General features: G+C 64.4%; 15 protein-coding genes. 10 read left to right on the forward strand and 5 right to left on the reverse strand.

Annotation, left to right across the window (positions count from 1 at the left end; genetic code table 11):
- Positions 1-43: 43 nt before the first annotated feature.
- The 3 genes from fmt to ACRARG_RS10535 are packed head-to-tail and all read left to right on the forward strand — an operon-like array spanning position 44 to position 1,442.
- The gene (fmt, locus tag ACRARG_RS10525) at positions 44-955 is read left to right on the forward strand and encodes a methionyl-tRNA formyltransferase (RefSeq protein WP_432689962.1); all 912 of its coding nucleotides are present in this window, start codon (positions 44-46) and stop codon (positions 953-955) included.
- Between the two features lie 3 nt (positions 956-958).
- A complete protein-coding gene (locus ACRARG_RS10530; RefSeq protein WP_432689963.1) occupies positions 959-1,198 on the forward strand; it encodes a hypothetical protein in 240 nt (79 codons plus the stop codon).
- Between the two features lie 7 nt (positions 1,199-1,205).
- Complete coding sequence (locus tag ACRARG_RS10535) at positions 1,206-1,442, forward strand: GlsB/YeaQ/YmgE family stress response membrane protein (protein WP_432689964.1); 237 nt, start codon at positions 1,206-1,208, stop codon at positions 1,440-1,442.
- A gap of 47 nt (positions 1,443-1,489) precedes the next feature.
- Here the strand turns inward: ACRARG_RS10535 and rnhA are convergent, their stop codons facing one another.
- Positions 1,490-1,939 carry a ribonuclease HI gene (gene rnhA, locus ACRARG_RS10540; protein ID WP_432689965.1) on the reverse strand — a complete coding sequence of 150 codons (450 nt, stop codon included), beginning with the start codon at positions 1,937-1,939 and terminating at the stop codon, positions 1,490-1,492.
- A 241-nt stretch (positions 1,940-2,180) separates the two neighbouring features.
- A complete protein-coding gene (locus tag ACRARG_RS10545) occupies positions 2,181-2,867 on the reverse strand; it encodes a response regulator transcription factor (RefSeq protein WP_432689966.1) in 687 nt (228 codons plus the stop codon).
- 175 nt (positions 2,868-3,042) lie between these two features.
- On the opposite strand from ACRARG_RS10545, the gene ribA reads away from it, so the two are divergent.
- Both ribA and ACRARG_RS10555 read left to right on the forward strand, forming a co-directional pair.
- The gene (gene ribA, locus ACRARG_RS10550) at positions 3,043-4,119 is read left to right on the forward strand and encodes a GTP cyclohydrolase II (protein WP_432689967.1); all 1,077 of its coding nucleotides are present in this window, start codon (positions 3,043-3,045) and stop codon (positions 4,117-4,119) included.
- Positions 4,119-4,598, forward strand: a complete 480-nt coding sequence (locus ACRARG_RS10555) for a L,D-transpeptidase family protein (protein ID WP_432689968.1) — start codon at positions 4,119-4,121, stop codon at positions 4,596-4,598. Before ribA ends, ACRARG_RS10555 begins: the two co-directional genes overlap by 1 nt.
- Before the next feature lie 6 nt (positions 4,599-4,604).
- Here the strand turns inward: ACRARG_RS10555 and ACRARG_RS10560 are convergent, their stop codons facing one another.
- Complete coding sequence (locus tag ACRARG_RS10560; RefSeq protein ID WP_432689969.1) at positions 4,605-5,255, reverse strand: YggS family pyridoxal phosphate-dependent enzyme; 651 nt, start codon at positions 5,253-5,255, stop codon at positions 4,605-4,607.
- Positions 5,256-5,348: 93 nt separating this feature from the next.
- Positions 5,349-6,269: a porin gene (locus ACRARG_RS10565; protein WP_432689970.1), complete on the reverse strand. Its 921-nt coding sequence runs from the start codon at positions 6,267-6,269 to the stop codon at positions 5,349-5,351.
- 289 nt (positions 6,270-6,558) lie between these two features.
- On the opposite strand from ACRARG_RS10565, the gene ACRARG_RS10570 reads away from it, so the two are divergent.
- Complete coding sequence (locus ACRARG_RS10570) at positions 6,559-7,053, forward strand: DUF3576 domain-containing protein (protein ID WP_432689971.1); 495 nt, start codon at positions 6,559-6,561, stop codon at positions 7,051-7,053.
- A 45-nt stretch (positions 7,054-7,098) separates the two neighbouring features.
- On the opposite strand, the gene ACRARG_RS10575 is transcribed toward ACRARG_RS10570, so the two are convergent.
- Positions 7,099-8,343 (reverse strand): glycosyltransferase, encoded by a 1,245-nt coding sequence (locus ACRARG_RS10575; protein ID WP_432689972.1) that lies wholly within the window; start codon positions 8,341-8,343, stop codon positions 7,099-7,101.
- Between the two features lie 140 nt (positions 8,344-8,483).
- Between ACRARG_RS10575 and leuS the strand changes: the two genes are divergently transcribed.
- Genes leuS through ACRARG_RS10595 form a run of 4 tightly spaced genes read left to right on the forward strand, consistent with a single transcriptional unit; the run spans position 8,484 to position 13,381 of the window.
- A complete protein-coding gene (gene leuS, locus ACRARG_RS10580) occupies positions 8,484-11,036 on the forward strand; it encodes a leucine--tRNA ligase (protein WP_432689973.1) in 2,553 nt (850 codons plus the stop codon).
- Entirely contained in the window at positions 11,023-11,538 is a 516-nt protein-coding gene (gene lptE / locus ACRARG_RS10585; protein ID WP_432689974.1) for an LPS assembly lipoprotein LptE, read from the forward strand. Before leuS ends, lptE begins: the two co-directional genes overlap by 14 nt.
- Positions 11,535-12,560 carry a DNA polymerase III subunit delta gene (gene holA / locus ACRARG_RS10590; RefSeq protein WP_432689975.1) on the forward strand — a complete coding sequence of 342 codons (1,026 nt, stop codon included), beginning with the start codon at positions 11,535-11,537 and terminating at the stop codon, positions 12,558-12,560. The genes lptE and holA overlap by 4 nt, the downstream gene beginning before the upstream one ends.
- The gene (locus ACRARG_RS10595) at positions 12,557-13,381 is read left to right on the forward strand and encodes an alpha/beta hydrolase (RefSeq protein WP_432689976.1); all 825 of its coding nucleotides are present in this window, start codon (positions 12,557-12,559) and stop codon (positions 13,379-13,381) included. Before holA ends, ACRARG_RS10595 begins: the two co-directional genes overlap by 4 nt.

Below are 13,381 nucleotides of genomic sequence, written 5' to 3' on the forward strand. Positions count from 1 at the left end.
CCCCGGAGTATTTTTGCCAAGATGAAGGGGAAGGGAGCGCCAGATGCGGATCGTGTTCATGGGGACGCCGGAGTTTTCCGTGCCGGTGCTGGAGGCGCTGGTCGCAGCGGGCCATGAGATTGCCTGTGTCTACTGCCAGCCGCCCCGGCCGGCCGGACGCGGCAAGAAGGACCGTCCGACCCCGGTGCATCAGCGGGCGGAGGAGCTGGGTCTGGCGGTCCGGCATCCGGTCTCGCTGAAGGGGGCGGAGGCACAGGCGGAGTTTGCCGCGCTGGAGGCCGATGTGGCGGTTGTGGTGGCCTATGGTCTGATCCTGCCGCAGGCGGTGCTGGATGCGCCTGATCGGGGATGCCTGAACATCCATGCCAGCCTGTTGCCGCGCTGGCGCGGAGCGGCGCCGATCCACCGGGCGATCTTGGCCGGAGATGCCGAGACCGGGGTCTGCATCATGCAGATGGAGGCCGGGCTGGATACCGGGCCGGTGCTGTTGAGCGACCGTCTGGAGATCGGCGTGGAGGAAGTGACGGCGGAGCTGCATGGCCGGCTGTCAGCACTTGGGGCTAAATTGATTGTGGAGGCGCTGGCGCGGCTGGATGATCTGGCGGCAGAGCCGCAGCCCGAGGCGGGCGTCACCTATGCCCACAAGATCGACAAGGCGGAGGCGCGCGTGGACTGGACCCGGCCTGCCGGTGAGGTGGACCGGCAGATCCGGGGCCTCTCGCCCTTTCCGGGCGCCTGGTGCGAAATCGGGGGCGAGCGGGTGAAGCTGCTGCGGTCGCGGCTGGCCGAGGGGGATGGGACGCCCGGTGAAACACTGGACAACCAGCTGCGGATTGCCTGTGGCACCGGCGCAGTGGAGGTTCTGCGCTTGCAGAGGGCGGGCAAGGGCGCGCAGGATCGGGAGGACTATCTGCGTGGCAGGCCCCTGCCCGCGGGCACAAGACTGGAAGGATAGCACATGTTCCCGACGCTGATCGGCACGGTGGTGATTGCGGGAATCGTCGGATATGTCTCCGAACGGTCGGGTTTTACCCGCAACGGCTATCTGCCGTCGATCATCATCTGTATCGGCGGCGCCTTCCTGTTTTACTTTGTGCGGATCATGTTCGGGGTCCGACTGTTTTCGCCGGGCATTGATGCGATCCTGTCATCTATTGGTGCTCTGGTGATCGTACCGACCCATTACCGGCGGAAGTGAGGGGAAAATGGCGGCAATCTGGTTGTTGATCGTAGGCGCGGCGGCAGGATTCCTGGCAACGCGGATGATGCGGATCGAGGCCTCCATCCCGGTGACCATCGGCATCGGCATGGCGGGCGCGCTGATCGGCGGGCTGGTGCTGCGGGCGCTGCTGTCGGTCATGGGGCTGTTTGCCGGGCTGATCGGGGCCGTGCTTGGTGCGCTGCTGCTGATCTGGCTGTGGCAGCGGTACGGGCCCCGGTAATCCGGCACCTTTCGCGGCTTAGTGCGGCGCGCCGCGGATTGAGGGCCCTATTTGAAGGGTTTCATGCCTTCGCGGGCCAGCTCGTCCGCGCGTTCGTTTTCCGGATGACCGGCATGGCCCTTGACCCATTTCCAGGTCACCTGATGCCGCGCGGCGGCCTGATCGAGCCTCTGCCAGAGATCGGCATTCTTCACCGGCTTGCGATCTGCCGTCTTCCAGCCGTTACGCTTCCAGCCGTGGATCCAGCTGGTCACGCCGTTCTTCACATAGGCGCTGTCGGTGATCACCGTGATCGGGGTGGCGCGGCCCAGGGCTTCCAAAGCGTTGATCGCCGCCAGAAGCTCCATCCGATTATTGGTGGTCTCCGCCTCCCCTCCCTTGAGGTCCCGTTCCTTCAGAAGGGTTTCCCCGTCTTTGGCCTGTAGCAGGACGCCCCAGCCGCCGGGGCCGGGATTGCCGGAGCAGGCTCCGTCGGTGAAAGCGTAGTAATCTGGCATGGGGCGGAGTGACCATGGCGGGACGTCGCGGTCAAGGGGGTACGGGCGCGCATAGCCCCGCAGGCCATCGGAAAAAAGAGACCCGGGCGCGAAGGCCCGGGCAAGTCCAACAGGGAGGTGCATATCGAACCCGGATATGCGCGGGATGGTTCCCTAAGGGCCATGCTGCATCATAGCATTTTTGCGCAACCCCGACTTATTCCGGTTTTCCTTACCCTAATTCACCCTCAGGTTGTGGCTTTTATGCCACCAGCCGGTAGCCGCCGCTTTCGGTGACCAGCAGGCGGGCATTGGACGGATCGGGCTCGATCTTCTGGCGCAGACGGTAGATGTGGGTTTCCAGCGTATGGGTCGTGACGCCAGCATTATAGCCCCAGACCTCATGCAGCAGCACGTCGCGCGCAACCACGCCATCCGTCGAACGATAGAGGAATTTCAGGATGTTGGTCTCTTTCTCCGTCAGGCGGATCTTCTTCTCATCCTCGGTGATCAGCATCTTCATGCTGGGCCGGAACGTGTAAGGTCCCAGCTGGAACACGGCGTCCTCGCTCTGCTCGTGCTGCCGCAGCTGGGCGCGGATCCGGGCCAGCAGCACCGGGAATTTGAACGGTTTCGCCACGTAGTCATTTGCGCCCGCGTCGAGGCCCAGGATCGTATCCGCGTCGCTGTCATGCCCGGTCAGCATGAGAATCGGCGCTTTTACACCCTGTTTCCGCATCAGCCGGCAGAGCTCCCGCCCGTCGGTATCGGGCAGACCCACGTCGAGGATCACCAGATCAAAGAGCGATTCCTTGACCTTCTGCATGGCGCAGCCGCCATTGTTTGCCTCCAGGACATCGAAATCCTCGGTCATGACGAGCTGCTCGCTCAGCGCCTCGCGCAGGTCGTCATCGTCATCGACCAGCAGTATGCGTTTCATCTGTGCCATTGTCCGGCCCTCCTTTGTCCGGCGGTCTGCCGGTGTTGACGCTCACATTGTTGCGGTTCACGGACCCGACAAGATTTGCGACAGGGGACTCACGCGCTCGTGTCCCCCTGATCGGAAATATTTCAACTTTGGAACAGAGTGCTTATGTAGGGACGGAGATTGCAGGAGCCTGCCCATGTCCCTGACCCCGTCCGCCGCTGACCTGCTGGCGCGTGCCCGTGCCGACCTTCGCATGGGCCTGCCTGTCGTGCTGGCCGAAGGCGACCGGCTGGCGCTGTTTCTGGCCGTGGAAACTTTGTCGGCGGAGCGTCTTGCGGCATTGGCCCTGCTGGACGCGCGGCCTCACCTGACCATCACGGCACGCCGGGCAGAGACGCTGAAAGCCCGGCCCTATGACGGCGACCTGGCCCGGATCGTACTGCCCGGGGATGCTGACCTTGGCTGGCTGAATGCCGTGGCCGACCCGGCGGATGACCTGCGTTCCCCGATGAAGGGCCCGCTGACAGCCCGGCGCGATGGACCCGCCGATCTGGACCGACTGGCGCTGCGCATCCTGAAATCCGCCCGGCTTCTGCCCGCCGCACTGGTCTTGTCCGTGGCGACACCGCCGGAGGGGCTGACCGTGCTGGAGGCCATGCCGGTGCGGCTGGCGCTCGATTCCGCCAGCCCGCTGGCGGATGTCATCTCCGCCCGCGTGCCGCTTTCGGCGGCCGAGAATTCCCGTGTCCATGTCTTCCGCCCCGAAGACGGCGGGGAAGAACATTATGCCATCGAAATCGGCCGTCCGCCGCGCGACAAGCCCGTGCTCGCCCGGCTGCATTCCGCCTGTTTCACCGGCGACCTGCTGGGCTCGCTGAAATGCGACTGCGGACCCCAGCTGCGCGGCGCGCTGGCACAGATGGGGGCGGAAGGTGCGGGCGTGCTGCTGTACCTCAATCAGGAGGGGCGCGGGATTGGCCTCGCCAACAAGATGCGCGCCTATTCTCTGCAGGATCAGGGATTTGACACGGTCGAGGCCAATCACCGGCTGGGATTTGAGGATGACGAGCGCGATTTCCGGCTGGGCGCGGCCCTGCTGAAGGAAATGGGCTTCTCCTCCGCCCGGCTGCTGACGAACAACCCCGCCAAGATCGCCATGATGGAACGCGCAGGCATTGCCGTGACGGAACGTGTGCCGCTGAAGGTGGGCGAGAACCCGCATAATGCCCATTACCTCGCCACCAAGGCGAAGAAATCGGGGCATCTGCTGTGATGCGCCTGACCGCCCGGGGCCTGGCTTTTGCCGGGCGAACCCTGCCCTGCACCATCGGGCGCGGCGGGCTGTCCGCCACCAAGCGGGAGGGGGACGGCGCCACCCCCATCGGCCGACATAGGATCGTTGGTTGTCTCTTCCGGCCGGACCGTGTGACCCGCCCCGCCCCCTGGGCCCTGCCGATCCTGCCGGGCATGCTCTGGTCCGACGATGCCCGGGACCCGGCCTATAATCAGCTGGTCCATGCGCCCTATGGCCCCAGCCACGAAAAGCTGCGCCGGGCCGATCCGCTCTATGACATCATCCTGCTGACCGACTGGAATTGGCCGGAGGCGGTGCCGGGCGCCGGGTCGGCGATCTTCCTGCATCAATGGCGGCGGCCCGGCTATCCGACGGAAGGGTGCCTGGCCTTTGCCCGCCCGGATATCCGCTGGATCGCGGAACAGGCGGTCCCCGGGACGGTCCTGCAAATCGGCTGATCTGGCTTAACTGTCGCGCGACCCGAAGATGGCGGACCCGACCCGGACATGGGTCGCGCCAAAGCTGACGGCCTCTTCAAAATCGCCGGACATGCCCATCGACAGCCCTTCCAGCCCATTGCGGGCGGCGATCTTGGCCAGCAATGAAAAGTGCAGCGAGGGCGTCTCTTCCACCGGCGGGATGCACATCAGCCCCTTGAGCGGTAGGCCGAGGTCACGCACCTCTTTGACAAAACCATCGGTATCACCGGGCAGGACCCCGGCCTTTTGCGGCTCTTCCCCGGTATTCACCTGAATGAACAGATCGGGACAGGACCCGATCTCATCCGCCAGCCGGGCCAGCGTCGTGGCAAGCTTGGGCCGGTCAACGGAATGGATCGCCTGCGCCAGCTCCATCGCCTGCCGTGCCTTGTTGGTCTGCAACGGGCCGATGATATGCAACTCAACCGGCCCGAACTCCTCGCGGAAGGCGGGCCATTTCCCTGCCGCCTCCTGCACCCGATTCTCGCCAAAGACCCTCTGGCCTTCTTCGAGCACGGCACGCACCCGGTCCTCCGGCTGCATCTTGGAAACGGCGATCAGGGTAATGCCCTCAGGCTCCCGCCCGGCATCCCGGGCGGCCTTGGCAATGCGTGTCTGGATATCGGTCAGTGACATGGGCGAAGTGATCCCACGAACCGCGACAGAGGTCCAGAAACGAAATGAGCCGGCCCGAAGGCCGGCTCACGTTAATTCCCTCAGGTGAGAGAATTAGAAGTCGAAGCGAACACCAAGGTCGCCCTGAGTGGTGCCGAAGACTTCTTCGATACCGCCGCGCAGGGACACGCCGCCGCCCAGGGAGTAGTTGAAGTCAACACCGTATGCGTCGCCCTGGATGCTGTCGTCAGCATAGTAGGCTTGCAGGTTCAGGCCGTCCATGACGGTGTAGGTGCCCATCAGAGCCCAACGCTCGCCATTGGTGCCGTTGTCGGCATAGGCCAGGGTGGCTGCAACGGGGCCGAGATCGCCACCGATGGTTGCGGACCATTCGGTGTCACCGGCGTTGTCGGAGTCCTGACCAGCAACAGCGAAGGTGAAGCCGCTGTATTCGTAGGCCAGGTAGGCAGCCAGACGCTCACCCATCGGGCCAACAGCGTTCGAGTAGGAGATGTGCGCGCTGAACGGGCCAGCGGAGTACAGCAGTTCGATACCGTTACGGTTTGCTGCGCCGTTGCCGCCGGAGGAGTAAAAGTCACCGTTGCCGTCGTACACAGTGTAGGCGTAGGAGCCACCGGTCAGACCCAGGTCGATGTCGTACTGACCGGGCATGGATTCGAGTGCACCGTAGATGTTACCAACACCCAGTTCCAGACCACCAGCGGATGCCCAGAAGCGAACTGCGTTGATGCCGGTGCCGGCGGGGCTTGCCATGGTGGTGGCAGTTGCGCCATCGGTGCCGTTCTGCTGGATGCGAGCACGTGCGCCGAAGGAGACACCGTTGTCGGACTCAGCTGTCGCGTCGATCTGCAGACGGAGACGGCTGGTGATGTAGGTTTCTTCGGAGAAGCCGTTGTGGACACGGTTTTCCTGATACGCGAGACCGAAACGGCCATAGCCGCTGAAGGTCACTTCAGCAGCGGCAACGCCTGCCGTGGCAACCAGGGCCGTCGTCGCGAAGAGAATCTTTTTCATGAGTTTTCCCTCGATTTCTAACATTCGCCCAGCCCGAGTTACCGTCTGGGGATGGCAGTTCTTTCGCTCTTTTACCCCCTCTTATGCAAGCCCGGCCGCTGGCGACACCGGACAACGCCCCCAAATGGTGCAGCAATGTCACAGTGCTGCCACAGGCTTGCCGCAGATGACGGCCTGTCCTTATACGAAAGGCGTATGCGCAGCAGACCATGCCAGATCAGGTTTCTTTCTTGCCCCTGTCAGGGCAATTATTTACCACTGTCGCAACCTGCCAATGAAGGAATTCAAGATGCGCCTGTCCACTGTCACAAAGTCCGCGATTCTGCTCGCGACCATTCTGGCCGTGGCGTCTTGCGGCCGCCTGGGCCGGCGCAGTGACCTTCTGGATGTCTCCCCCGCGTCGAATGAACGCCTGACCGGTCGCGAGGCCGCCGAGCGTGGCACGACAATCTGGGAAGCCTTCCGCCAGCGCGACTCCGGCGACAAGGTTGCCGTGAACCGTTACCTCTGGAATGCCTCGTTGGAGGTGCTTGATTTCCTGCCCGTGCAATCGGTCGACCCGTTCACCGGCGTGATCGTCACCGGGTATGGCACGCCTCCGGGCGGCGGCCGGGCTTACCGTGCCACGGTTCTGATCAAGGATCCCGCTCTGGATGCCCGCTCTCTCAACGTGTCGGTGCAGTCTTCCGGCGGCCGGGCCGTTGCCGACGGCACGCAGCGCGCCATCGAAGATGCGATCCTGACCCGGGCGCGTCAGCTGCGCTCGGCTGATCGCCGGTTCTGAGGCTCTCCCGCCGCCTCGCGCTGCATGACCCGGTGAGGCCACAGCTCAGACCTGCATATCCGCGAGTTGCCGGACCCAGTCCATCTGGGCCGGCAGGCAATAACGCCGGAGATCATAGGTCTCCACGATTTTGCGCCGGGCTGCCGCACCAAGCTCTGCCCGCGCCGCGTCATCCTCAAGAAGGCTGACGGTCTGATCCACCAGCGCATCCCCGTCAAAGAAGTCGACAAGGCGTGCGGTTGTGCCATGTTCCAGCGCCTCAAGCACCGGCGCCGTGGCTGAGGCAACGATGGCCCCCTCACAGGACATGGCCTCAAACAGCGACCACGACAGAACAAACGGGTAGGTCAGGTACAGATGGACCCGCGCGACCTGGAGCAGCCGGATAAACCGGTCGTAGGGAATGCGCCCCAGAAAATGCACCCGCTGCCAGTCCGGCGTCGGGATCCGGCCCCGGACCTCATCGATGTAAATCTGCTTCCAGGTCTGCCCCTTTGGCGCGGCGGCACCATAGCTGACCTGATCGCCACCGACGATAAGCACCCGGGCATTGGGCCGTTCTTTCAGCAGCCGGGGCAGAGCACGCATAAACACGTGATAGCCGCGATAGGGCTCCAGATTGCGGTTCACAAAGGTGATCACCTCATCCTGTCGGGTCAGAATGCTGCCATCATCAAGTTCGAACTGCACATCCGACTTGGGCACCAGCGCCGCGGTGTCGATGCCGTCATGAATGACCGTGATCCGGTCCCGGAACGGCTTCGGAAAGGTATCCGCCTGAAAGTATGTCGGGCTTATCCCAGCCTGCGCCACGTCGAAATGCACAAAGTTATTCAGGTTCTTCATCCGGATCCGCAGCGCATCGGATTCCGGATCCTTGGTCGGGAACTCCGGATCGAACCCGCTGTGCGGATACCCGGTAAGATGGAAAAGCTCGCAGAACAGACCCATGCGCGCCTGCGGCCAGACATCTCTCAGAAACATGGCCTCCCCCCAGCCGGGATGGGCAATAATAACGTCCGGCTGATACCCCTGGTCCCGCAGGGATCGCGCCGCCCGGTAGCATGATTCCCCCCGCGTGACCTTGGTATCGAAATCCGTCACCCAGGGATGGGTACGCTGATCGTTGCGGCCACGGATCGCATAGGGGATCACATCGACACCATTCCAGTTCGTCCGCGCTTTGACCCGCAGCGTCAACGCCGTGACCTTGTGCCCGGCCTGACCCAGAGCAACTGAAAGATGCTTGAATTGCCCCGGAAAATTCTGATGGATGAACAGGATATTCACTGCACGCGCCCTACCGTTTTCGGGGCAGTCTACACGTCGGATCGTGCTGGGCAATGGCCGTTGCGGCGCAAAGCACTGGACCCTCGCCCTCTGCCCGCATATCACCCCATCCGCAACAACCCAGACATCAGAGGGCAAGCATGTCGCGCTACGAAGCCGCCAAAATCGAACCGAAATGGCAGGAGGCCTGGGACGAGGCCGGCGTTTTCTCCGCCAGGCGCGACCCCTCCAAGCCGAAATATTATGTGCTTGAGATGTTCCCCTACCCCTCGGGCCGTATCCACATCGGCCATGTCCGGAACTACACCATGGGCGACGTGATCGCGCGCTACAAGATCGCGACCGGCCACAACGTCCTGCATCCCATGGGGTTTGACGCCTTCGGCATGCCAGCCGAGAACGCGGCCATGGCCAATGGCGGCCACCCCAAGGACTGGACCTATTCCAATATCGACGCGATGGTCGACCAGATGAAGCCGCTGGGCTTCTCGCTCGACTGGACGCGCAAGTTTGCCACCTGCGACCCGGAATATTACGGCCAGCAGCAGGCGCTCTTCCTCGATTTCCTCGAAAAAGGCCTCGTCTATCGCAAGAACGCGGTGGTGAACTGGGATCCGGTCGACATGACCGTGCTGGCCAACGAACAGGTCGAGGACGGCCGCGGCTGGCGCTCCGGCGCGCTGGTCGAACGGCGGGAACTGACGCAGTGGTTCTTCAAGATTTCCGACTTCTCCGAAGAGCTGCTGGAGGCGCTGGATACGCTCGACAACTGGCCCGCCAAGGTCAAGACCATGCAGGCCAACTGGATCGGCCGGTCGCGCGGGCTGCAGTTCGCCTTTTCGACGGTTGACGCCCCCGCCGGGTTCGACCGGATCGAGGTCTATACCACACGCCCCGACACGCTGATGGGCGCCTCCTTCGTCGGGATCTCTCCCGACCATCCGCTGGCCAAGGAGCTGGAGAAATCCGATCCCAAGGTCGCCGAATTCTGCGCCCGCGCCCGTCAGGGCGGCACCACGGAAGAGGCCATCGAAAAGGCCGAGAAGCTCGGTTACGACACCGGTCTCAAGGTCCGGCATCCCTTTGACACCGCATGGGAACTGCCCGTCTACATCGCCAATTTCATCCTGATGGACTACGGCACCGGCGCGATCTTCGGCTGCCCCGGCCATGATGAGCGCGACCACGAATTCGCGGCCAAATACGGCCTGCCGATTGTCGAGACCTTCGTGCCGGTCGAGGGCGAAATCGACATCCAGAAGGCCCCCTTCGTGCCAACCAAGACGGAAAAGGTCCGCTACACCCGGCTTGTCGCGGGCGAAGAGGTCCAGACCGGCGAAGAGGCGATCAACGCCACTGTCGATTTCTGCGAACAGAACGGCGTCGGCCATGGCGTGACCAAGTTCCGCCTGCGCGACTGGGGCCTCTCCCGTCAGCGTTACTGGGGCTGCCCGATCCCGGTGGTCCATTGCCCTGACTGCGGCGTGGTGCCGGAGAAGAAGGAGAACCTGCCGATCGAACTGCCCGACGATGTCAGCTTCGACATCCCCGGCAACCCGCTTGACCGGCATCCGACCTGGCGCGACTGCGCCTGCCCCGCCTGCGGCCAGCCGGCCAAGCGCGAGACGGACACGATGGACACTTTCGTCGATTCGTCCTGGTATTTCGCCCGCTTCACCGCGCCCCGCGCCACCACGCCCACCGTGGCGGAGGATGCGGAGTACTGGATGAACGTCGACCAGTATATCGGCGGCATCGAACACGCGATCCTGCACCTGCTCTATTCCCGCTTCTTCGCCCGGGCGATGCATATCTGCGGCCACCTGCCCGAGAAATCGAAGGAACCCTTCGATGCGCTCTTCACACAGGGCATGGTCACACACGCCATCTTCCAGACCAAATCGGCGGAGGGCCGTCCCGTCTATCACTACCCCGAAGATGTGGAGCTGAAGGACGGCAAAGGCTTCCTCAAGGACGGCACGGAGGTGGAGATCATCCCCTCCGCCAAGATGTCGAAATCCAAGAACAACGTGGTCGACCCGGTTGCCATCATCGGCCAGTACGGCGCCGATACCGCCCGCTGGTTCGTGCTCTCCGACAGCCCGCCGGAGCGGGACGTGGAATGGACCGCCGCCGGGGCAGAGGCCGCGTCGAAACACCTTGCCCGGGTCTACCGTCTGGCCGCCGAACTGGGCGATGCCCCCGCGAACCCGGCAGAGGACACCGCCCTCCTGCGCGAAATGCACAAAGCAATCCACGATGTGACCGGCGGCGTCGAAAGCTTCGGCTTCAACGCCTCCATCGCCAAGCTCTACGGCTTCACCAACACCATCGCGAAATCCAAGGCCGGTGCGGCTGCCAAACGCGAGGCGCTGATGACCCTCGCACAACTCATGTCGCCCATGACCCCGCATCTGGCCGAAGAAATCTGGGCCACCCTCGGCGGAGAGGGGCTGATCGCCCAGGCCGCCTGGCCCAAGGCCGATCCGGCCATGATGGTCGAGGATACGGTGACCCTGCCGATTCAGGTGAACGGCAAGCGGCGCGGCGAAATCGAGGTGCCCAAGGATATGGACAAGGCCGAGGTTGAAAAACTCGCCCTCGCCCATGAGAATGTCGCCAGGACGCTGGATGGGGCCCAGCCCAAGAAGGTCATCGTTGTCCCCGGACGGATCGTGAATGTCGTCATGTGACAGGTCATTCGACCGGCGCAGCCTGCTGCGACTTCTGGCCACCGCCCCCATGGCGGCCGGTGTCTCCGCCTGCGGATTCACGCCTGCCTATGGCCCCGGCGGCGGCGCATCGAAACTGACCGGCCGCGTCGCCGTCTCTGCCCCGACGACCCGCGAAACCTACCTGATGACGCGGCAGCTGGAGGAACGGCTGGGTCGCACCTCCGCCCCCGCCTACCAGCTGAGCTACACGCTGGAACTGGAGGAGGAGCGGATCGCCATCACCTCCGACAACATCACCCGGCGCTTCAACCTGATCGGCAAGGCCAGCTACAGGCTGACCGACCTGACAGGCAATGAACTCGCCAAGGGGCAAGTGGAAAGCTTCACCGGCTATTCCGCCACCGGCACCACCGTCGCCACCCGCGCCGCCCGCTGGGATGCGGAGGAACGGCTGGCCACGATCCTGTCGGACGATATCGTGACGCGGCTCATCGCCGTGGCGGCGACCCTGCCGGCATGAAGCTCTCTCCCCGCGATGCCGCCGGCTACTTCGCCCGGCCCGACAAGGACCGCACCGGCCTGCTGATCTACGGCGCCGATGCCATGCGCATCGCGCTGAAACGGCAGGAGGTTGTCGCGGCCCTTGTCGGCCCGCAGGGGGAAGAGGAGATGCGCCTTACGCGGCTCTCCGCCGGTGATGTGCGCAAAGATCCCGCGCTGCTGTCGGATGCGATCAAGGCCGTGGGGTTCTTCCCGGGACCCCGCGTCGTTTTAGTCGAAGACACCAATGAGACGCATATCAAGGCGATCCTGCCCGCGCTGGAAGACTGGCGCGACGGCGATGCGCAGGTTGTCATTACGGCGGGCCAGCTGAAACCCACATCGAAGCTGCGCAAGTTCTTCGAGGATCACAAGAACGCCTATGCCGCCGCGATCTACGACAACCCGCCCACCCGCGCGGAGATCGAAGCGGAGCTGGCCCGCGCTGGTCTGACGAACCTCGGGCAGGAGGCGCTGCGTGACCTCTCGACCCTGGCCCTCGCCATCGACCCGGGCGATTTCCGTCAGACGCTGGAAAAGCTCGCGCTATACAAACATGGCGATCCTTCCGCCGTGACGCCCGAAGATGTCGCTGCCTGCGCCCCCGCCACGACAGAGGCCGATATCGACGAGATGCTCGATATCGTCGCCGACGCCAAGACCGGCGATATCGGCCCGCTTATGCTGCGGCTCAAGGCACAGGGCGTGCAACCCGTTTCGCTCTGTATCGGGATGATGCGCCATTTCCGCACGCTCTATGCCGTGGCCGCCCATCCCGGCGGCGCGGGCGAAGGCATTGGCCGGGTCCGCCCGCCGATCTTTGGCCCCCGCCGCGACAAGGTGCTGCGTCAGGCGCAGAGCTGGGGCGCGGAACGGCTGCAACAGGCGCTGACACTGGTGACGGAGACGGACCTGTCACTGCGCTCTGCCGGGCAGACTGCCCCGACCATGGCGCAGGTCGAACGGGCCCTGATCCGCCTTGCGATGATGGCCCGCCGATGAAATGGCTCGCCGCTCTCCTGATCCTTCTGGCCTTGCCGCTGAAGGCACAGGAGGCGCTGATCATCCCCCGCGCCGACGGGGCAGAGGTGCCGGTCCTGCACTGGCCCGCCCCGCCCGGCGCGCCAATCCTGATCCTGTCCCACGGGCTGGGCGGCTCTGAAAAGGGGCTGACCGGGCTTGCAACGGCCGCCAATGCGCTCGGCTGGGACACCTGGGCCCTGCGCCACGCCGAATCCGGCCGCCCCGCCATGCGCCGCGTGCTTGAGGCCGAGAACCGCCGCGCCATGCTGATCCAGACGGTCACCGACCCCCTGCTGAACCGCGCCCGCCGTGCCGATCTGGATGCGCTGCTCAAGGCCATCGGCCCGCAGTTCGACGCCGCGCCCCTACAGGTCTATGGCGGACATTCCATGGGCGCGCAGTCGGTCATTGCGGAGGCCGGGGCGCCCAACAATCTGGGCGTCGAGGGCGCCGACCGTTTCGACGCCTATATCGCGCTCAGCTTCCACGGGCCGGGCCCGAACTTCCCCGCCGGGGCCTGGGCGCATCTGACCAAACCGACACTCATGATGACCGGCACCACCGATCAGGCCATCACCGGCACATGGGACACCCGCCTGCCCGGGTTCGACAATATGCCCGCCGGCAATGCCACGCTTGCCGTGATCGACAATGCCAACCACGGGCAGGTCAGCGGCACCGGCCCCTCCGATCAGGCCGCCCTCAGCCGCGCCATCGCCACCGATTTCCTCGCCGGGCTGCGGGAGGAGCCGCATCGTCGGCCGCAGCCCCGGCAGGGGGCACGCATTACCAACAAATAG

The organism is Pseudooceanicola profundi (assembly GCF_050897955.1).
Taxonomy (GTDB): Bacteria; Pseudomonadota; Alphaproteobacteria; order Rhodobacterales; family Rhodobacteraceae; genus Pseudooceanicola.